Genomic DNA, 21,296 nt, shown 5'->3' on the forward strand with positions numbered 1-21,296 from the left:
CTTCAACATTACAGAGAACTTTTCTAAACATTAAATTAACCTTAAATAATAATTGGTTACTTTTAATATAGTGTCATATTGAAATCATGACGATTCCTTTTTAAGCTTTATTGTAAATATACATCCTTTACCAAGCTTTGTATCAAGGGCAATACTTCCTTTGTGGGCAGTTATTATCTTTTTAACAATTGCAAGTCCAAGTCCACTTCCTCCAGTCTTTGAATTTCTAGATGCGTCTGCTCTAATAAATGGTTCAAAAATTATTTCTTTAAATTTCTCATCAATACCAATTCCATCATCAATCAGAATGATTTGTATTTCTTCGTTTTTATCCTCTAACAACAATGTAAATGTAATTGGTGCTTTATTATACTTAATACAGTTACCAATAAGATTTGAAAAAGCTCGTGATAATAAAACTTTATCTATTTTGATATATATTTCTTTGTCTGGAATTTCAAATCTTGTATTTATACCATTTAGCTCAAATTGAGGTAAGAATAAGGATATTTGTTCTCTTAAAAATTCACTTATGTCATATTCTTCCAATACAAGATTAAACGTAGGAGCATCTAATTTTGTATACACGAATAACTCATCCATTAAATGGTTTGCGCGAATGCTATTATTGTATATCACTTCTAAGTAGTGCGCCTGTTTACTTGTTTCAGTCACATTGGCATCTTTAAGGGTTTCTGCATATCCCATAATAGTTGCAAGAGGATTACGCAAATCATGCGAGATATCTAAAAGAATTTGTTTTTTATCACTTTCTAATTTTTCACGCAAGATTTTTTCTTGCCTCAATTCAGCTGATAGCTTATATATATCATTACTTAATGAAAGAAACTCACCACTATAATTGTTATCTGTTTCATTATCGTATTTTCCATTGGAAATATTATTTACTACTTCGCACAACTTTCTAAGTGGTACTACAAAAGAATTCGATGATTTCTTTGCATATAATAAGATGCCAACCAAAAGCAATAGGAAAATTGCTATTATTAAAACAGAGTAAAAGATTAAGGCTGTTATAAAGTTTGAAGAATTTGTGTTTCCTGTCAATGATATGTATAGTCGCAATGGAACAGGGGTAGAAACAACCAGCCAAAAATCTTCTTTCTCATTATATGCAATGCTATAAATTTCTTTATTAGTTGGGTCAGAAATATCTGTTAGAAATTCTGTCCATTCTTTTTTTGTAATGTGTGTTTTATCAAAAATACTATCTCCAACTAATTCTTTGATACCACCATCGCCAAAAACAATCGCTCCTCCACCATCTGAATCTATAAGACTTGCTATATCAATTTTAGAAATATCATCTTTCATATATTCTTCAAGATTAAATTCATGAGTAGGTAAAAGAGGCGCTAACAAGCTATGACTTATAATTGAGCCAATTATAGCAATAGCACCTATCAATAATAGAAAAAAAGGGAATAAGAAAAGGTAACTTTTTACTAATTGTTTCGATATACTACCCTTATTGTTCTTTGTCCTACTCATACTAGCTTACTTCCTCAAATGACGCTAACTTATAGCCGATTCCTTTAATAGTTATCAAATAATTAGGATGTTTTGGGTCATCTTCAATCTTTGAACGTAATCGACTAAGATGAACAGTAACTGTATTATCATCATAAAGATAACTATCTTCCCATACTGCGCTATAAAGTTGTTTCTTTGTAAATACTCGTCCTTGATTTTCCATAAAGAATTTTAACAGGAGAAATTCTTTCGCATTTAATGAAATGAGTGTTCCATTCTTCATGCATTCTACATTATTAACATTTAACTTTAAATTACCACATAATAAAATGTTACTCTTTTCATTGTCCGCTGATTGACTTTGTTTATTATTTTGAATATGACGATTTTGAACTTGAATTCTTGCTTTTAATTCAGCCATACTAAATGGTTTAACTAAATAGTCATCTCCGCCTAGTGAAAGCCCGAGCACACGATCTATTTCATCGCCACGTGCAGTTAAAAAAATCACAGGTGTTTTGCTTCTTTCACGAATTTTTTGTACTAACTCTAAACCATTTATTTCTGGCATCATAACATCAAGAATACATAAATCTATTTCTTCATTTAAAAAAATGTCCCATGCATACTTTCCATTCTCCGCAGTATAAACAGTATGTCCCTCACGTATAAGATTGTCATTTAATAAATCCAAAAGGTCTAATTCATCCTCAGCAATCAAAATATTCATTGGTATCTTCTCCTATCATAATATAAAAAATGAATTTGTATTTCTTCACTTAAGGTTATTATATATGTTTAAATGAGTAATCACAATATGATGTTTATTGTTATGAAATTTTGTGATGTAGATTGAAGTTTATAATGTGTTAATTATTCTATAATTTTCCAGTTATCACCTTTCTGCAAGTTCAATTCATACTGTGAAATCTGTATAGCCTTTGTCTGATTATCTATGTATTTCACTGATACATTGACTTTCACATTTTCACCGTCCTGTGTGAATATAGGATTTAACAATTCTGAATATAAATAATCACCATTTATCACTTCAAGAGCATTGTCCTGTACATAATAGGCAAGTTCCTTTTCGGTTGCGTTTGGATATAGCTTGAAGAATGTTTCCAGAAAGGCGGTTGCGTCTGTGATTGTATCAGCAGTAACGTTTCCGTTTGCTTCTGGTGCTTTTGGTTCATAAGTTGATTTATCTGGTGTTTTTGCTAGAGTAGGGTTCTGTACGATAATCAACTTATTGTCTGCGTCCACATGGACACGGACAAGGTATGTTGCTTTGACCGCTTTCGTCTGGTCGTTCTCTTTTATCTGTTGATCTACTTCGTAGGTAGCGATAAATTCGTCCGTTCCAGACTGTTCCACGCTCCAAATCTGTACATCACTCACGCTAGAGCTGGTCGGTATATCTGAACGTATCGTATTGACATTCAAGTCCTGTAATTCCTTTGTAAGATACTGATTGATAGAATCAGTACGCTTTTCAAGGCTTTCTTTGCTGTTATCCCATGTATAGTAAGACCTCGCAAAGTTCTTGACGAAATTTTCTATACCGTTGGTGTCATTGAGCCGTAGCTCGATTATTTCCTTTTCATGGGTGGTGTGCTGGTCAATAGCGGTAAAATTTTTATATACGCCAAAGCTGATACTGCTTATAAGTACCATCCATAGGGCAATGACCGCTTTCTTATGCGTACCGATTTTTACAGTACGCACTTTTTTCTCTTTAGGTAATTTTTCTTTATTCTTGAACATAGTTTCAAATCCTTTCTATTTTGTAATTCGTCCTGCACCGATTAAGTGCTGTTGCCAGTAAGCATTGGTTAAATCTGCATAACCTATGGGGTCACCGGCATGGAACATTTTATTGTCACCAACATAAATACCCACATGACTTACATAACTTCCACTGTCATATGTAGAATGGAAAAATATGAGGTCGCCAGCTTTTGCCTGCGAAAGTGGTATATGCTGGGTAACATCATATTGTGCCTGTGCGACACGTGGCAGGTTGATTCCAGCTTTTGCAAAGCACCATTGTGTCAAACCACTGCAATCGAAGCTGGTATTGGGGTTGCTTCCACCAAACACATACTTCCAGCCTTGATACTTCAATGCTTCGTCCATAATCGTTTGGACGGTTTCATCATCAAAGTTTGTAACAGTAAGATACTGGTTTACAAGCTCCACATAAAACATATTGCCATAGTTGTAACGCCAACCACCATTTTTTGCTACGGCGATTGGATTGGTATAAGTGACTTTTATTCCGCCTGCCTTATCCCTAGAAAAGTTTTCCGCAAGGCTAAAGCTATGCTTTTTTCCATTTCCAGCCACATAACCGATATAGCCACCGCCATAGTTGTAAGACTGTACCACACTGTTTATATCACAGCCTTTTGCTTCTGCGGATTTCAGTAATTCCGAGAAGTATTTACAGCCTTGCTTGATGGAACTTTCCGTATCTAGGGTATTCGGTGGCAATCCAAGGCTTTCCGAGGACTGCATAACGTCCACAGCAGTACCACCGCTTTCTACCTGCATTATCGCAAGCAGATAGGTTACATAATCGGATACGCCATATTCCTTTGCATATTTTTCTACCATAGGCTGGTGCTTGAGGACTTCGGCTGACAGGTTCATGCCTGTAACTAATGAACCACCATTACCGGCAGTATCGTCTTCCTCCGCACTGGAAACAATAATTCCAAAAAACAGCACGATGGCAAAGAGAATAGGAAACAGGCTACCAATGATAGCAATATTCCTTATTCTCATTTTTTACGTCCTTTCTTTTTATTGATTGTGATTTTCTTTGCTGAAATATGATTACTTTGCTGGCGGGTCTGCTGATTTTTTTTCGTTTGCTCCGTCCTTACATTCTGCCTTGTTTCCAATGGCTTGATGGCAGGTGTTTTCTCTGCACCCTTAACAGATTGTCGTTGTATGGTATGCTTTTGCTCTGGTACTTGTACTGTCTTACTAGTAGTGGCAGGTCGTACTTTATCCTGCGTCATGGATTTACTTTTTAGTGCAGGCTTAGAAGTTGCAACTGGTCTTTCATGAGAATGGGTAGCACCTGCGTCCATGGACTTCGTTGCTGATCCATTCTGTTTTCGTTCAGACTGTTTTGCTTCCTGTGCCTTTTGAAGTGCCATACGCTTATCTGCTACACTTTGTCTGTGCTGATGTTGCTTTTCCTTACGTCCAGTTTGTCTGGTCGTTTGTTCCTGCACGATACCACGCTGGAAGTCAGAAGCATTTTCTTTTACCTTTTCTTTGGCAGAATGTAAAGCATAACTTGCCTGTGTCGGCATATCTTTGATGTTATCTTTGACCTCAGTTGCTTTGTCCTTAATACGATTCTTTGTGTCCACAAATGCCCCAACAGAAGCACCTGCACGGCTTCCTATACTGGAAGTAGCCGTATTTTCTCTGGTTTGTTTAGTTGCTGAACTCTGTTTTGCTTTGGTATTATTTAGTAGAGAATTTGCCACTGCACCTGCCTTGCTTCCACTGGCACTGCCAGCACCCACCGCTTTTGCAACCCTACGCTCCATGCGTCTTGCACGGTGTCGCATGAACATATATGGACGGCGGAACATTCTACGCCCCATGCTCTGGCTATCCCCAGCATTTAAACTGAACATACTCATAAGGTCACCCAGCTTCATATAAATTCCTGCAAATGTCACTATCTGCAAGAATGCGACCATAAAGAATGGATACGTGCCAGATAGGTTGTAGAACATACTGGATATGGAAAATGCCACGGTTACAATGAGTGTGATACCAGCACGTGTCATAATGGTGTTGAATACCCGAACGATAGCCTGCTTCGCCATGCTCTCATAACTTGGTATCATACTAAGCAAGAAGCTGATAGGCAGGAACATAGCGAAAATGATAAATAATATTTGCGAAAATATCATCATGGCAGTAAGTAGGAATACAAAAATTGTTATACCAAGATTGAATATCAATAAGAAGAACACCATACCCAAGCGGTTAATGACCTGTGGTATTGTTAGATTGTCATTGTCCTTATCCTCGATTTCTGCTTTTACAATGTTCTCTCTGGTTGCACCATCTTCGTCAGAGGGATTGGCTGATACCAGAGCTTCCACACGGTCTGCACCGATTTCCTCCACATTGGAATTACCAAATTGCAACAGTAGCCACGGTTGCTGAACCTGTATGGCAAATAAGCTGTCACGTATCAAGTCCACACTGTCCTTGCCTTGACTGTCTGAATTGGGTATTAAAATCTTAGTACCTAAATCCAGTGAAGCGGTGCTGATGTCACTTGAAAAATCATTTATCTTTTTGATGTAATCGGGAGCGTAGGCGATAAAGGAAGCAGATAACAGAAACACCACCACAAAGTTGATAACTGCATGAAGTGCCTTGCTTGTTTCTCGCTTTATCAGTCCTGTATAAGCAACATAGATACCCACTACTAGGATAATGAGAAGCAGGAAGCCCACATAAAAGCCACTGCTGGAAAATCCGCTTTTCGTGACACCTGCTAAGGTCTGAATGCTTTTGCCGATACTGTCTGCCATATCATTGATGAAATTTAATTTGTATGCTTCCTGTATCACGTACCCTGTGGCATTGGATAGATAAAGGCTTATTGTCCATACAAAATTGGTGATTGCATATAAGCCATATTGCACGGATTTTCCGATACCGTCCGCCCAGTTCCACGGCAACCACCCCCATGAATTATCAACATAAAAATCAAGCTGATAATTGGAAAGTGGATATTTTGAATACAGATTTCCAGCGTCTATGGTGTCGTCAACCAATCCTGCTGCATGTGCCACTGTGCCAGTTAATGCAAGCAGGATAATGGCAACGATAATTACCACAACAGCAATTCCTAAGAAGCGGAGCAGTTTTTTGCCTGCACGTTTCCAGTCCATCATTCCACCTCATTTCTCTGTACTGGTGGTCTGGTGTCAAAGGCTGTCAATAATTCTTCAAAGACAGGGTGTATCTGTACCACGCCGATACGACCGTAAAGGTCTTGAAGTAAGCATTGTCCATTTTCTAGGTCACGCAATCGCTTCTGATTGTTTTCGTCCTCCTTATCAATTCCGAAAAATTCAAGGGTCTGCTTTATCTCGTTTATATCCGTACTACGAAATGCAAACTTCAAACCGATATTATTCTTCAAGCTGTCTTTTGCCACATCACCAGAAGATTGTGTAACGAAGTAAACACCTGCATTCATGGCTCGTCCAGCACGCACCAATTTATTAGATAATGTTTCACCTTGTGCCACATTAAGAAACGCCCATGCTTCGTCAAGGTCAACAATTTTAAAGATACTGCGGTCGCTATGAATAAAATCCAATGCAAAGGTACTAATGACAATCAACATGGAAACAGACAGTAGTTCTATGGTCGTATATTCCTCAAATGTTGTGTCCTTATCGGGAAGTACCAAATCCGCAACCTGTATGATATTCAACTGCTTTTCAAGACTGATAGCATTCTGTACGTTGCCATTAGAAAAAAGTAGGTGTGCAAAATCGTAATCAGTGAAACTTTGGATATGTTCTGCGATATTGCGTGAAGTAGGGGTATCTTCTTTTCGTAATTCATCAATTACAAGAAGCAACCCTTTACGCTCACCTTGTGTTACAGAACGGATTGCTTTTCTTAATACTGGGAATTTTTCACCGTCACGACTGCTGATACCTGTTAAAAAGGTGAGTATGTCGATTGCCAGACTTTCTGCGTCTTTTTCATTTTTCATAATCACGAATGGGTCAAGTAGTCCTGCATTTTCCTTATCGCTGGTAAGGTTCACAATATTGATTTCATGAGCGATTTCTGGCAGTGTTTCTTTCCAGTTTCCACGTTCGCTTTTTGGGTCAAGGATAACTGCCTGTCCACCGAATAATACAGAATAGTAAACAATCATGTTATTTGAAAAGGATTTACCGCCACCAAGTGAACCCACAAAAGCAGAAGCTAACGCATTGGTAACAGAACCTTTGACCCCTTGACTGGCAAGAGCGGGTTGTAGATAAACATTGCGTCCTGTGTCTACGGAATAGCCAATATAGATACCTGTACTTTCACCGAGTTGTTGAGTTGCACCAAATCCAAGACCTGCCAGAAAATCACTTTTGACATACTGCACATAGTCATTGATATAGCGTTTGCTGGCTGGTAGAAATTCGCCATGCAATCCCAGCATATCGCCAGCAGGTCGCACCAGCTTTACGTTGAGGTCATCGTAAAAATCTTTAACTTCATCACAACGGCGTTTCAGCTCGTCATGGTCGGGAGCGGACACCCGAATAACATAGCTTAACTTATACATACTTTCCTTTGTCTGGTCTAAATCGATTTCCAGTTCGTCTACGCTGTCTAATGCGTCTACTACATTACTGCTGGTTTCACTTCCAGCTTGATAGGCGTGATTATCTAAATCTTTCAATTCCTTTTTCTTATTTCTTACTGTGGTAAGAGCTTTTTTATTTGCCACGATTTCCACATTCATTGATGTATCAATGGGAAAGGTGAATTGTTGTTGCTGAAAGTAAAAGATTTCAGAGGACGGAAAGTCTAATTCACCTACAATGGCATTGACCGTAAAATAGGTCACATAGTTTTCTGTTTCCTCATGCTCCAAACGAATATGTCGCTGGCTTTCCTCAATCAAGCAACGTGTCGGACGAATAAGGTCATAACGTTTTAACAATGTTTCCTTTTTTAACTTTTTCTTAGGCAGTATATATTCATAATCTTCATATGCCACACCGTCTTTGCCATAGAGGTGTTCGATTAAATAACCAAAATCATTTTTATCCAAACGGCGAACCTTGAAACGCCTGGATATTTTATTTTCCAGCAGTTTTTCCATTTTCATATAACGGCTGGTTTCATCATTGCTCATGGAAACAAAATCATTCATCAAAGTGTGATTGACTTCATTTAAAAATTCCTTAAAACTCACAAAAGCAGATTTTTTCATGCTTTTAAGGCTTAAATCATTTTCTGTTACCATGAGTTTGAAGCCAATAAAAAAGCGATAATCGACTTGATTATCACCTATCATGGAAACCAGTGCTTCGCTCTGTTCATCAATCTTTTGAATAGCCACATCACGGAGCTTGCCAGTCACCAGCTTCTTTGCTTTTTCCTGTGTGGCACGGATAGAGCTTTCCGTTGCTATCTGTAATGCGTGCAATTTCCCCTCACGGCTCTGTGCAATCAACTGTCTGAAATTATCGTGTACAATGAATTTCTGTTCTGCACTTAGAAAGCTGTAATTGTAGGGAATCAGCTCATAATAGGCGAATACTTCACCGTCTTTGTTCCAAACAAGGTTATTTTCAATGTATCGTATCGGGTACATAAATTTCACTCCTAACTGCCGTGATGGTTTCAGTCATAGACTGTGTATGCAGTTTCACGGCGTTACCTGCATAAGTGATTTTAGGGCGTAGTGCATAAGTAACCATTGACTTTAGGAAACTGTAAGGCTTCTTTCCATCAAAGGTCTTTTGCGATACAAACCATGTGAGAGCAACAGGAATACCGAGGTATTTCAAAAATGCACCCTCTATCATGTTCAATGGTGGCAAATCTCCAAACAGAATGATGATAAATTCTGTCATGACAAACCATGCCATTTGTGTAAAGGTAATCGGAAATGGTAGGTTGAAATCGTTAATGCTGTACAATACTTTTTCTACATTCCAGATACCTGTATAGCTTTTTATTTTCTTCAAGCTGGATTGCTCCTTTCTTTAATAAACGCCTATTTCTAGGTATTAAAAAAGCAGTCAATCATATAGACTAACTGCTTGATAAAATGGAATTTAATGAATAAAACATAACTCTATTGGCAAAAGAATATTTGTTGATAGTATGCTGTGAGGGGTCGCCATCAAACTGAGAAATGAGCCATCTTTGAGGATGAAGTATTTTATCTATTATTTCCATATACTCACTATCAACAACACTCATTGAATGCCCCATAACAACAACATTTTCTATTTTTTGAAAATCGTTCAAAAAATATTTAAGTTTTTGCAATTGAAGTTCTTTTTTCAATGATTTATAAAAGTCGTAAATAGTTTCTTTCTGTGACTCTATATAAAAATCACAGTCACTAGTCAAATCATCATAACATTGCTTGTAGTAAAATATTTCCTCCGATTTATCTGCATCAGATAAATCTCTGCTTTCTTCAATTTCTTTGATTTTTTTCTGTAATCTATTTATATCTTCTTTATTATTAAACTCCTCATAACTCATGCCATTAGAAAAGCCAAATAGCAAGGGGGTTCCTAACTCATAGCATCCATGTATATGTAATACTGGTACATCTTTTGGTATGTTATATAGATATTCCAAAGTAGATGTATAATTAAAATTTAATACCGCATCTCCAGAATTTAAAAAATTAATTGACTTAGAATTAATATTTATTAATTCTTCATTTGCCTGCTCAACCATCGTTGCTAAACTGTTTTGAACTGCGGAGTGTAAACTATTGGTATATTCATTCATATTGAATATACCACCATCTCTGTCATATTCATGGTCAGACGTGTAATCTGGTGCAATTATATTCTCTTCAGCAATACTGTCCAAATCAATTTCTGATAATGAATCTTCATAATTACCCCAGAGTACACCATATCCTTCAAAAATCACTTCAGCGTTTTCGATTTCATTATAAATATCATATGTTCGTAATATCGCTTTAAACCTATCTACTCCTGTATCTAATCCATGAAAACAATCAAACCCATTACCAATTATATATAAAGTATTTCCATTCATTGACTTCCTCCTAGCGCAAAAATAGTGATTTAGCATTTACATTATTTTGATAATGCTGTGGGAGACAAAAAATCACCGTAAATGTATAGAAATATTATACAGTTATTTAATACTGGTGACAACTATAAATAAATTCTTACACTATCCTAATTGGATAGCCTACCGGAAAAATGCGTTGCCGTATTTAGATCCGACAGGCTTCTTTCAACAAGATTGTTAATACAAGATTTCAAATATGCCATGGCGTGTTTCTAGGAAATTTCCCTCTATGTAGAGGGCACGTCCAAAGGCTTCATAATCAATGTAGTTTTGCAGATAAGAGGGGATTTCCCCTAATGCTCCTGTTTCTTCGATATAATATTGAGCCACGTCTGCCATATCGTCACAATGCGAGTATAGAATAATGTCGTCTGCATGGTTGCACAGTTCCTCAATGCTTCCGAAATAATGTTTTAGTTCTGATATTTCTTCCTGTATTTCTTCTGGTAATTCCTGCACGTTGTCAAAGAGAATGTTTATATCCTCAATGGTCGGGTAGTTGTCTAAATCAACATCAATAGGCATATCACTTTCTTTGATTGTATAATCGTTTGAATAAGCGTCTACACCTAAGAGTTCCAGAAATTCATCTTCATCAATGGGAAGCGTAAACCATGCACCTGCATTTTCTGTTTTTCTGTGTTCACTGTAACATTCTATGTAAACACGCATATTTTCCATATTTTTTCACGTCCTTTCGTTTTCCTTATTCCTGTACCATTCCTTGACCCCCTTGTCATTCCCCCTATGCCCGAACTCCCACAGGGGGATAGGAAAGTTTGCGGTGCAAACTCTTTGATTAAGCTCCAATGATTTTATTGAATAATTCAAGAAGAATATCTTTCACACCGCCAGCATTAAATACAAGACCTACGGCAACCAGTGCAACGACCAAAAAGCCGATTAGTTTTGAAAACTCTCGTTTAAATCCTAAGTAAATACCAATAACGACAATCGCCATAAGTACCAATGATTGTGCATTGCTTAAAAACCATGTATATAAATTTTGTCCGAAGTTCATTTTTCTTCATTCCTTTCTGTTTTTAGTTCTTCCATTCTTTTGTCTGCCATGCTTCCAGCCTGTACGATTGCTATTAGCACAATGCCAATCCCAGCACCAAGGCTTATCAGAAGCAAATCTTTTATGAGATACCACATTTTTTTATTCCTCGCTTTCTTTGGTGATGATGTCCTGCATTTGGGCAGATTGCTGTTGCAGAATTTTTTCATGTTTTTCGGTCAGTTTTGCCTGTTCCAGCATGGAATCAATGTAATCTGTACCGTTGAGCTTATCCAGCTTCATAGCCATTTTTAAGGTCGGTGCTACCTGCCTGTTTAACCAGTGCAAGGTACGCTGATAGGTATAAGGCTCTGGCTTCGTGGTTAACCGTAACCGCCCACGGTCAGTACCAAGAAACCACTGCCAGCTTGCGGACGTTTCCCAGTCGGAGCGTTCCTTGCTTTCGTCCTTATCCGCAAAACGAATATAGCGGTTGATAATGTCAAAAGCGGTACGTTCTGCGTCTTGATAGGTCAGCAGGTCTTTGACCGCATAATAGGCTCTGTCATTTTTCAATCGGATTTCAAACCGATTTTTGACAGGTGTGTCCTCAATGGGTATGCCATATTTAACATACTGCTCATAGTCCTTTTCATAGATACAGAAATAGACCTCACTTTTTAATGAGCCAATATATAGCGTGTTACCCATACCCAGCTTGTCCTGTTCTCTGGACTTTACCAGTTCGCCCGAGCGATAGGACTTGAATGTGCGGAATACAGAAACACATTCCTCATTCATGCCTTTTTCTGTCAGCTCTGGGATATTCAAGATACCTGCCATATCATTGATTGCAAGGTCAAGACGCTTCATTACACCACCCTCAACCAGACAATCCAGTAGGAAGTCGTACCATGAACGCTCTTGTGCTTCTAGGTAGCTTTCCATCTGTCTGCACCCTTGTCCTTTTAATTCCAACAGGACACCTTTTTCAAGGTCGGGTGAAGCCAGTACAAAGATGTCACCCATGACGTAATGCTCTGTATAGGAGTAAAAACCGTAGTCCTCATGGAGCATATAATCAAGATTAAGTTTCAGCACATCTTGTACAATATGCATTACGTCCAGTGTGGGAAAGCGTATGCGTACATAATCAAACAACATGGTGAGCGGTGCTTCTGGGTTGAGCTTTTCCAGTGCGGTATTGATTAGCTCCTGCTTATCTGCTGGCGGTATGGTCTTACCTGTTTCAACCTCACTGATATACTGGCGAGGGAGTGAAGCTGTAACAGCCAGCTTGTTTTGTGAAATCCCATATGCCTTACGCTTGTTTTTCAGCGCGTCCGCAAATGAGCTTGTTTCTTCATTCAATTACATTCCTCCAATCAAAAAGGCGATTGTCGGATTTTTGATGAAATCGGACAACCGCCATAAATCTTGAAAATCCCTTATGAGATAAAGGGTTTATTTGATTTTTGCGTGTGATATTTGTCTGTTTGTACCCCTCTGTTAGATACGAGGGGTTTATCGTGTTGGCGTGGCTTCGCCACACCAACGCAAGGCTAGTCCGTACCTGTGGCTTTCGCTTCGCACGCCACCTGTTCGTCCTGCCTGCTTTGTGCCAGTTCACCTATGGTCTGTAAGAAATCATGACCTTTTGGCACTAAGGGAGTATAAAATTCTGATATGACGCTTGTTCCTACATCAACATAGCCACGCCCTTTGATGGGCTTTAAGAAAAATTGTTTTGCTGTTTCACCAAACATCATGGAATAACCAAGCTCCGACATACGACCTAGTGCAACTCTAAAATTAAACTGGTCACGAATACCGTCACCTAAGTATTTTGCGTCTGGTCGTTGGCAGGCAAGTATCAAGAAAAAACCTACCTGTCGTCCTAGCATGATTATCTGTTTCAGCTTGTTTAAAACTGCGATATTTTCTTTGTTGCCGAGCATTTCCATAAATGCCACGTATTCATCAAATATCAAGAAATGTGGTGCAAGTCCAAGATAGGCATAGTTTTCACCTGTTTTGTAGTTGTGCATGAGCTTCATTGCTTCGGAACGTGCCATCATATCATCATAAAATTTATCTATGCAGGAAGTCATATCTTCTTTGCGATAGTAAACGTCTGCCATGATGGTCTGTAAGTCAGCCAAATCGGCATTTTTAGGGTCTAAAATGTACAACTTTGCATTGGTGTGTAACAGTGCTTCAATAATGGTAAGTATATAGTAGGTCTTACCGCCACCAGTACCACCAGCAATCAGCATATGTGGTAAGCTATCATATTCCCAATGCACATTTTTCATAAGCTGGAGCTTTCCATTTTCAGCCTTTACGTCCTCAATACTGATACGGTTTGCGATTGTATCATAGAGTAGCGTGTATTCCACAAAGCTGTCATGTAGTATCTTGTCAGTCAATTCACAGTACAAGCCACTTTCCAGCTTCTTTTCTAGGTTCAAAAGCTGGTCTTGATATTTTCCTAATGTGATTTCACACTGGATATGAAGCAAGCCTTTTTCCATGCGGTAGTAGAGTTTGGGAAAATAGGTGATTTTCTCTTTTGTCTTGCTTGATGGCAGGTCAGTAAAAAAACTGTTTCCTTGTACGCTTTCAAACTCATACCAGCGATTATCCAGTATCATACGTGCCAGCTTTTGACGATGCTGTATCTGTTTTCTGTAATCGAAGCAAAAGCGACAATACAGGTATGCCAGTAAGCAACATACTAAGCTGGAAGCAATGACCGTAAACACATGGTAGGGTGTTAGTGTAAATGTCATGCCGTTTCGCAAGCTGATAGCTTCCCAATCGGTACGCATGAGCTGTCCGCTGTTTAGCAGTAATAAAACCACTGTAAAGAGAGATAGGAGTGTACCAGTATAGAAGCGAAAAACCAGTGATTTATCACTGGCTCTTATCCGCTTACCTTTATAATTATAATATTTCATTTATGCTCCTTTCGAGGGTATAGAAAAAGCAGTCAATCCTTTAAGACTAACTGCTCGACAAACTGGAATTTGTAAATCAAACAATATTCTCACCTAAGATTATTTTGGGCATTGTGGTTAAACACCTATTCCAACGTTTATAGAATTTTTCTATACCAAGTTTTCCAACTCTTGCATGAACTTCTTCATTTTCCAGCACCCAATACAAGACATATGTTACCTTACCTACATTTCTTGTAAGACGAACAGGTAATTCTCCCTCTTTAACTGCATTGAAATCTTTTTGTCGGTGAGTACGTTTTATATAGTGTACATCAATAACACCATCTTGCTCCAAGTAAAATTCCGCTACTTCCCTCATCAGTTCTTCAATTTCATCTAACTTGGTCAGTTTTGCCTCATATATGCATATTTCATTAAACATAAAGCACCTCCACAAATTCTAATTTATAGGGATATTATACCTCAATCATAGGCAATTCACAATCTTATTTGTTCTCGCCATTTTTATTTTGGTGCGGTTGAGTTGTTGGCTGTTTGCCATTCTTCAAAACAATATCATCAGCCTTGATATACCAGTCAACATCTGCACCCATATAGGTAGCACTCGCCACCGTATCTGCCACAGGATTGATGATTTCCACTTCTGCATTGTAATCATATTCCTTTAATGGAACGCTGGCAGGTATGGAAACCTGTATCATACAGCCTTGCTCTTTGCATTTCAAATCATAGGTTCTTTCTTTCACCTCTGTACTGGCTGTACCGTCCTCATTCTGGACGAACACCTCACGTCTTAATGCAGAAAACTTTAATTTCCCAAATGTCTTTTCTTTGTCTGTAATAATTCCGTTTGCTAATCTCATGTTTTTTTCCTCTCTTTCCTTATGCTTTTACCATATCGTCTGCGTGCAGGATATAGTTTGTGAATCCTCTAGTGCCAATCTTGTAACCCTCTGCGACAATACGAGGATTGACAAGGCGTACTTTTTCCTCAAAGGCAAAGTGTTTTTCGCCTGCTTCGGCTGGCAAAATAACAATAATGTCGTCTGCTCTTTGAATATCAGAATACAGGTTGAAGCTTCGGGTAACTGCCGTCAAGCGTCCGTTGATCCTACGCTGTTCAACCTTTGCTTCACCTGCATATTCTAATGTTCCGAATGTTTCTTTCATATTGGGTGTTACATATTTTAATTGCATATAAATTTCCTCTTTTCTTTCTATATTGGATTGTAATATTTAGTTGTGTTTCTTTCTTCTGCGTGACGGAGAGTACCGGTCTGCCTGTATCTTATCAAGGGCAAGCGTTGTGCTTTCAGCACCCTTGACAAGCTACCGTCATACTGAAAGGCGGTCACTAAGCAGAAGTAAGGGTGTTACCAGCCATGTGTGGCTGTGCTTTTCAGTTCTTTTGGGTGGGGAGCGTGTAGGGTTCATATTCTCACCGCTTGCTATTCAGGTTTTTTCTTTTTGCGGTACTGCATGATACCAATACCAGCAAGAGATACCGCCGATACTCCTAACAACGCTAACATTGTTGCGAGATTGCTTGTGTCGCCTGTTTTCGGTGTATCTTGTGGTACTTTTGGCTGTTCTGGTATCTTGTTGTTTACGGCTGTTATTTTCACGATTTCACCGTCTTTTGAAACACTGAACGCATAGACCGCTTCTTTGTCAAACGCATAGCCTTTCACGGTTTCCAGCTCTTTAAGGTAATAGTCACCATACAATAAATCTGTCATACTGTATGTACCATCTTCGCCTGTGATAAACTCTGTTATCTGTGTGCCGTCTTCCTTGTATAAACCAAATTTGACACCAGCTAATGGCTTCTTGTCCTCGCCTGTTTTTAGCAGTTTGAAGCCACCGTGAATCAGTTTATTTTCCATTTCCACCTGTGCAGTTTCATCATGCGTTACTGTAACGGACTGATTTTCTGGTGTGATATATCCGACTGTCAAATCGTTTACGACCTCTGATACTTCATATGTACCAATTAGCAGGTCTTTGATTACGATTTTTCCGTCCTCGTCTGTCTTGAAGATTTCTTCATATGCCGTACCGATTTCAGTTGTACCAGTCACTTTAAAGCTGATACCCTCAATCTTTTTGTCCTCACTAGTTTTTGTGATTTCAAAATTTCCACGCATGAGCTTATTTAAAATAGGCTTGCCGTCATTGATGTGGATAGGAATATAGGGAGCGTCCTGCCCCATGTAATTAAAATCAAAGTCATAGGCTTTTTCAGTAAGCAGATACCCTTTTCCAGTTGCCACCTCTTTAATCGTGTAGCTACCTGCTGGCAAGTCAGTTTTGATAGCTCCATTTCCTAATTCATCAAGGGAAATGACCTCTATCAATGAACCTTTTTCAATACCAACATCACCACTGGCAGTAAGGATATGTTCTCTTGCATACAATCCGAACTTGATTTCTGATAACGGATTGTATTCTTGACCGCTTACCGTTTCATATTCTTTGAACAATGATACGTTTGCTTTCTGTCTTGCATTTTCAAGGGTCATGGACGGTGTAACGATTTCTGTATCTTGGTCTTTATAAGTAAGCTCGAATGGGTGAGCCGTACCATCTAATACAAAGCCATTTAAGGTACTTATTTCTATGGCTTGATACTTTCCTAAGTACAGTGCTTTTGATGTGGCTTTACCGTTTTTTCCAGTGGTAATGGTATCAACGGTTTCACCTTTTTTATAACGGATTGTGCCGTCCTGTGTTTTAATGTCCTCAACTGCGACTATATCAAAGGTCACGCCCTCTAAATTCTGTAACTCGTAAATAGGTGAGTACAGTACACCTAATTCTGTACCGATATTGTCACTGGCAACAAAGCGTTCGCCTTGCTTCTCAATCGTGACGTTGCCTTTCGCTGGTTTGTTTTTGCTTGCGACTTCCAGCATGGTTGATGGTTCAATGGCTGATACCGTGAATGGGATAGGGTCTTTTGAAATCGTATAGCCGTATGGTGCTTTTACTTCGTAAAGTTCATAATTGCCAGCAGGTAAAGACTGTGGCAGTACCAGCGTTCCATCTTCGGCAGTAGAAAAGGTGTCAATGGTCGTTGGCTTCGGATAGTTATATTTCTGTGTTACCCAGTTGCCGGAGCTGTCCTTGATTTTAAACTGTGTACCAGCTAAAGGAATGACCTTGCCTGTTTCAGCGTCTTTCTTGACAATTTTTACGTCTGTTTCATAGACTGTATTTTCTAAGATATATTTGTAAATCTTGCCGTTACTGTCAATCTTGATGTCAAAAGGCTCAATCTTTCTGTAACCCTCTGCACCTTTGGTTTCCTCGATATGATAGACACCATAAGGAAGTAACGGAGTAATTGCATAACCGTCTACGTCTGTGATAATTTTGCAGGCTTCTACACCTGTGCTTTTTAGGGTCAAGGTGAACTCGATACCCTCTAACGGCTGTTTGATACCGCCGTCCTCACTGCTTCCAGTCAATGGCTTGTCTGCAAATTTTGTAACAGCCACTTGACCTTTTATCACTCTATCGGTGATACCTGTGTCAGCTCGTCCGATTTCTACGGTCTGCCCCTCAAAGTCACCAGTGACCGTGGCAGGCTCATTGTTTATGGAGTAGCCTGTTGGCGGTACGGTTTCATAAATCTTATATGTGCCTAATACCAGCAATTTACTTGTAGCGGTTTTGCCGTCCGCTTTCATATGGTCTGCAAGATTGCCTTGACTGTCGTAAATATCATATTCTGCACCATCAAGGGTAGCGTCACCTTGTGAGGTATTTCCTGTTTCTTCGTCCGATTTTGTAATATTGATATTGAATTTCTTTAAGATATTACTGAAATCAACGGCGGTCGTTTCGGCAGGCTTCACATAGACCACCTGCGTCTGTGGCTGTACATATTTGTTGGGAGTGTCTACCTCTTTGATGATGTATTCTCCAGCAACAAGATTTTTGATAGGTAGGTTGCCGTCTGTATCGGTGGTGTAAACACGGTCAATGCCGTTTCCTGTAATCTGAAAACGCAATCCGCTTACATTGCCATCTTCGGACGTTTTCTTTAGCTTGATATGTCCGATTTTTTCTGTGTGTAGCTTGAAATAGGCTGGTACGGCTTCACGAGAACCGCTAACATCTAAGGAAGCAAAGTTCTGTTGTGTAGGGTTTAGCCAAAATTCGGGAGTACCAGAAATCAAAGACGGCAATACATCTTTAGGCAGGTTCTTATTTGCCTTTAATGTGATAGTGTCAAATTGCTTTTCGGTTGGTGCAGATAAGGTCAGCTTGTTACCATTTCGCTGAACACTTACACCAGAAGCGGAGAAGTCAAAGTATTTCAAAGCATTGTCGCCGTCCTCTAAAGTAAGCTCAAACTTGCCGGAGTTCATGTTGTACTTCATTTCATAATCTTTGGCACGGGAAGCACTGGGAGCTGTAAAGCTGGGGATAGTGCTGTAACTTTCCATGTTGTTACGGATTTGATTGTAGATACTGCGTGCGGTTGGATTGTCTTGTAAAAGATTGTCTGCAATCTGTGTTTCCCATGACGTACCATATTGACCGCCAGTAATGACCCAAACCATTGCTTGTGTTGCCATAGCGTTATCGAGCCATGAGCCACCGTATAAGTTGCCTGTATTCTCGTTATATCCAAACACTAAAGCACGCTGTAATAGCTTCTGTTGTGCTGGACTTATGTCTGGGTGTGTATCTTGGTGATTGTATCTATCGCCTGTATTACAGGGGATATGATACTGAATACAATACACAATCTTTTCTGTTCCACTGCCATTGACATTCATATGGAACGTCCACCAGTCCTTGTATGCGGTGGAGCTTGAAAACGGTGCAGGATAACTATTGTCAAACTGATAACCATATTGTGGGTGCTTTTCCAAACGGACAACGCTGTTTGAGGAAGCCTGCACCTGTGTAGCTGGTAAAGAAGTGAAAAGGGTTGCTAGTGTCATTGTGGCAGTGAGCAACCTTTTAAGTATTTTCTTCATATATAAAAGTTCCTTTCATTTTGGGTATTAAAATAGCCGTCCATTTCTGAACGGCTGGCAACAAAAAAAGAACACAATGTATTTTTCGTGTTCTTATATCTATTTATTCTATTCAATTTTTGTATAAAGAGTGTGATATGAAGTTGTTTGTTGCTGTTATGCCATATTTACTTGGTATCTCTGTGTGGCATTCCCATCTAAGAATGGATGAATTGTTTCAAACTGATAATGAATTAACGCAATCTTAATCAATGGATCGGTTTTGTCAATTTCATTGATATACTTTTCTAAATCTGACATTGCGTTTTTCATATCCTCTGGCGATGGTGGAATATACCTTGCGCTCTTTAATGTACTTCCTTGTGACCCTATCCAGTTTTGACTTCGGCGAAATTCACCAGGATTCTTTTCTCTTCCTCTCCCATCGCTCAAAAGTATCTCATGAGTTTCTAATAAAAGGCGACAACATAGGGGTAATGTTTTAAGTCTTTCTATCGCAAAATCCGTTGCCTTGATATAGTTTATTACTTCTGATATATTTTGATTGATATTTTTTTCTATATGTGGATCTAGTATATCATCAAGAGTTGCCTGTGTGCCTTCGATTTGAGAGGATAGAAGGGCTTCTTTTCGTACATACATAGACACAAACAAAGGAACACTTGGCAATCTAGAGCTAATTGCTTCCAGTTTTGCAATAGAAATATTCGCTTTTACCAACAACTCCAAAAGAGTTTCATCTAATAAAAGTGGCGGATTTGGTGGTAAAACGTTAGGTAAAAATGATGTATACATCATTTCACCGGATAGATTTGATTTATAAGTTCCTGAAAGATTCATGACTTCACCTCATTTTGAAATTATAAGTCTATTATATGCCTCTTATTTCAACTAATCAACGTTTTGTTGAAATAACATTTAAAAAATGCGCTCGTTATTTCAATTAATTCTTTTATTTTACCATGAATTTCCATCATTTTCTTTCCCCATAAAAAAAAGCACTCAAATAATTTATGAGCACTTAATTTTGATAAAGTTGTTTGACACTTTAAATTTTATTTATCCTACTTTTCTTTTAAAAATGCTAAACAGGCAGCTCCTAAAAGTCCACTATCTTCATCTAAATCCGTACGAACGATATGTACCAATTCTTTTACATTTGGATACACTTTATCAATCACTCGTTTTTTTACTTCTTCCACAAAACCATCAATTTTTAACGCAACACTTCCTCCTAAAATAACAATTTCAGGATCCATAAATGCATATATAATAGAAATTGTATTGGCTAGGTACTCCATTGCATCATCCATGATTTGCACTGCCATTTCATTTCCTTTACTCGCAAGATCATGTACTTCTCCCGCATGGCTTACTTGCAATCCTTTTTGGTTTGCCCTAGATGTAATCGCAGTTCCACTGCAGATTGCTTCTACCCCACCTGGATAAATACTTCCATGCGTTGGTCCATCTTTCCACAAAGGTATATTGGCTATTTCATGCGCAAACCCATGTGCCCCTTGATAAATTTGTTTATCGATTACAAAGCCTGATCCAACACCCGTTGAAATCGTCATAAACTGTACGTATCTATAATCTTTACCTTGTCCTAAAACAGCTTCTGCTAGACAGGCTAAATTGGCATCGTTTTCTAAGTATACAGGAACACCTAATGCTTTATGTAATTCTTCACTAACCGCAAAACCATGCCATTTCCCCGATAAATTAGGTGTGGTTAAAACTACCCCATTAATTAAATCTAATGGTCCAGGACAAGATAAGCCTACGCCTTGTATATCGACACCGAAAGAATCTATCGCTTCTTTTATTCTTTGAATAGTACTTATTGGATCTTGTGTATCTGTTGAAAACTGCACTCTATTTTCAATATGATATTCATCGTTAATAAGTGCGATTCGTGTATTTGTACCACCTACATCAATTCCTACTGTATATGTCATATAATTGCTCCTTGTCTAT

At 38.6% G+C, this 21,296-nt stretch carries 19 protein-coding genes; all 19 read right to left on the bottom strand.

What is annotated here, in order from left to right:
- Nucleotides 1-84: 84 nt before the first annotated feature.
- The 19 genes from ACWG0P_RS02575 to ACWG0P_RS02665 all read right to left on the bottom strand — a co-directional run bounded on the left by ACWG0P_RS02575 (nt 85) and on the right by ACWG0P_RS02665 (nt 21,277).
- On the bottom strand, nt 85-1,512 hold the full coding sequence (locus ACWG0P_RS02575; RefSeq protein ID WP_455800353.1) for a sensor histidine kinase: 1,428 nt from the start codon (nt 1,510-1,512) through the stop codon (nt 85-87).
- Nucleotide 1,513: 1 nt separating this feature from the next.
- Nucleotides 1,514-2,224, bottom strand: coding sequence for a response regulator transcription factor (locus tag ACWG0P_RS02580; protein WP_455800354.1), 711 nt, complete (start codon nt 2,222-2,224; stop codon nt 1,514-1,516).
- 143 nt (nt 2,225-2,367) lie between these two features.
- Entirely contained in the window at nt 2,368-3,261 is an 894-nt protein-coding gene (locus ACWG0P_RS02585; RefSeq protein ID WP_455800355.1) for a conjugal transfer protein, read from the bottom strand.
- A 15-nt stretch (nt 3,262-3,276) separates the two neighbouring features.
- Nucleotides 3,277-4,284, bottom strand: a complete 1,008-nt coding sequence (locus tag ACWG0P_RS02590; protein ID WP_455800356.1) for a bifunctional lytic transglycosylase/C40 family peptidase — start codon at nt 4,282-4,284, stop codon at nt 3,277-3,279.
- Nucleotides 4,281-6,434 (bottom strand): CD3337/EF1877 family mobilome membrane protein, encoded by a 2,154-nt coding sequence (locus tag ACWG0P_RS02595; protein ID WP_455800357.1) that lies wholly within the window; start codon nt 6,432-6,434, stop codon nt 4,281-4,283. The genes ACWG0P_RS02590 and ACWG0P_RS02595 overlap by 4 nt, the downstream gene beginning before the upstream one ends.
- Nucleotides 6,434-8,884: a conjugal transfer ATPase TcpF gene (gene tcpF, locus ACWG0P_RS02600; protein ID WP_455800358.1), complete on the bottom strand. Its 2,451-nt coding sequence runs from the start codon at nt 8,882-8,884 to the stop codon at nt 6,434-6,436. Before tcpF ends, ACWG0P_RS02595 begins: the two co-directional genes overlap by 1 nt.
- Nucleotides 8,862-9,260, bottom strand: a complete 399-nt coding sequence (locus tag ACWG0P_RS02605; protein ID WP_455800359.1) for a conjugal transfer protein — start codon at nt 9,258-9,260, stop codon at nt 8,862-8,864. The genes tcpF and ACWG0P_RS02605 overlap by 23 nt, the downstream gene beginning before the upstream one ends.
- Nucleotides 9,261-9,327: 67 nt before the next feature.
- Nucleotides 9,328-10,320 (bottom strand): AbiH family protein, encoded by a 993-nt coding sequence (locus ACWG0P_RS02610; RefSeq protein ID WP_455800360.1) that lies wholly within the window; start codon nt 10,318-10,320, stop codon nt 9,328-9,330.
- A gap of 216 nt (nt 10,321-10,536) precedes the next feature.
- Complete coding sequence (locus ACWG0P_RS02615; RefSeq protein ID WP_455800361.1) at nt 10,537-11,040, bottom strand: antirestriction protein ArdA; 504 nt, start codon at nt 11,038-11,040, stop codon at nt 10,537-10,539.
- Nucleotides 11,041-11,158: 118 nt separating this feature from the next.
- Nucleotides 11,159-11,380: a hypothetical protein gene (locus tag ACWG0P_RS02620; protein ID WP_455800362.1), complete on the bottom strand. Its 222-nt coding sequence runs from the start codon at nt 11,378-11,380 to the stop codon at nt 11,159-11,161.
- Nucleotides 11,377-11,517, bottom strand: a complete 141-nt coding sequence (locus ACWG0P_RS02625; protein ID WP_455800363.1) for a DUF3789 domain-containing protein — start codon at nt 11,515-11,517, stop codon at nt 11,377-11,379. Before ACWG0P_RS02625 ends, ACWG0P_RS02620 begins: the two co-directional genes overlap by 4 nt.
- A gap of 4 nt (nt 11,518-11,521) precedes the next feature.
- Nucleotides 11,522-12,730 (bottom strand): MobT family relaxase, encoded by a 1,209-nt coding sequence (gene mobT, locus ACWG0P_RS02630; protein WP_455800364.1) that lies wholly within the window; start codon nt 12,728-12,730, stop codon nt 11,522-11,524.
- A gap of 191 nt (nt 12,731-12,921) precedes the next feature.
- Nucleotides 12,922-14,319, bottom strand: a complete 1,398-nt coding sequence (locus tag ACWG0P_RS02635) for an FtsK/SpoIIIE domain-containing protein (protein ID WP_455800365.1) — start codon at nt 14,317-14,319, stop codon at nt 12,922-12,924.
- 76 nt (nt 14,320-14,395) lie between these two features.
- On the bottom strand, nt 14,396-14,743 hold the full coding sequence (locus ACWG0P_RS02640) for a hypothetical protein (protein ID WP_262067479.1): 348 nt from the start codon (nt 14,741-14,743) through the stop codon (nt 14,396-14,398).
- A 64-nt stretch (nt 14,744-14,807) separates the two neighbouring features.
- Nucleotides 14,808-15,185: a YdcP family protein gene (locus tag ACWG0P_RS02645; RefSeq protein WP_455800366.1), complete on the bottom strand. Its 378-nt coding sequence runs from the start codon at nt 15,183-15,185 to the stop codon at nt 14,808-14,810.
- 19 nt (nt 15,186-15,204) lie between these two features.
- Nucleotides 15,205-15,519, bottom strand: coding sequence for a YdcP family protein (locus tag ACWG0P_RS02650; protein ID WP_455800367.1), 315 nt, complete (start codon nt 15,517-15,519; stop codon nt 15,205-15,207).
- 251 nt (nt 15,520-15,770) lie between these two features.
- Nucleotides 15,771-19,316, bottom strand: a complete 3,546-nt coding sequence (locus tag ACWG0P_RS02655; protein ID WP_455800368.1) for a SpaA isopeptide-forming pilin-related protein — start codon at nt 19,314-19,316, stop codon at nt 15,771-15,773.
- 156 nt (nt 19,317-19,472) lie between these two features.
- A complete protein-coding gene (locus tag ACWG0P_RS02660) occupies nt 19,473-20,156 on the bottom strand; it encodes a Fic family protein (protein ID WP_455800369.1) in 684 nt (227 codons plus the stop codon).
- 224 nt (nt 20,157-20,380) lie between these two features.
- Nucleotides 20,381-21,277 (bottom strand): ROK family protein, encoded by an 897-nt coding sequence (locus tag ACWG0P_RS02665; protein ID WP_455800370.1) that lies wholly within the window; start codon nt 21,275-21,277, stop codon nt 20,381-20,383.
- Nucleotides 21,278-21,296: the final 19 nt, after the last annotated feature.

The sequence above is a fragment of the Amedibacillus sp. YH-ame6 genome, assembly GCF_053848845.1.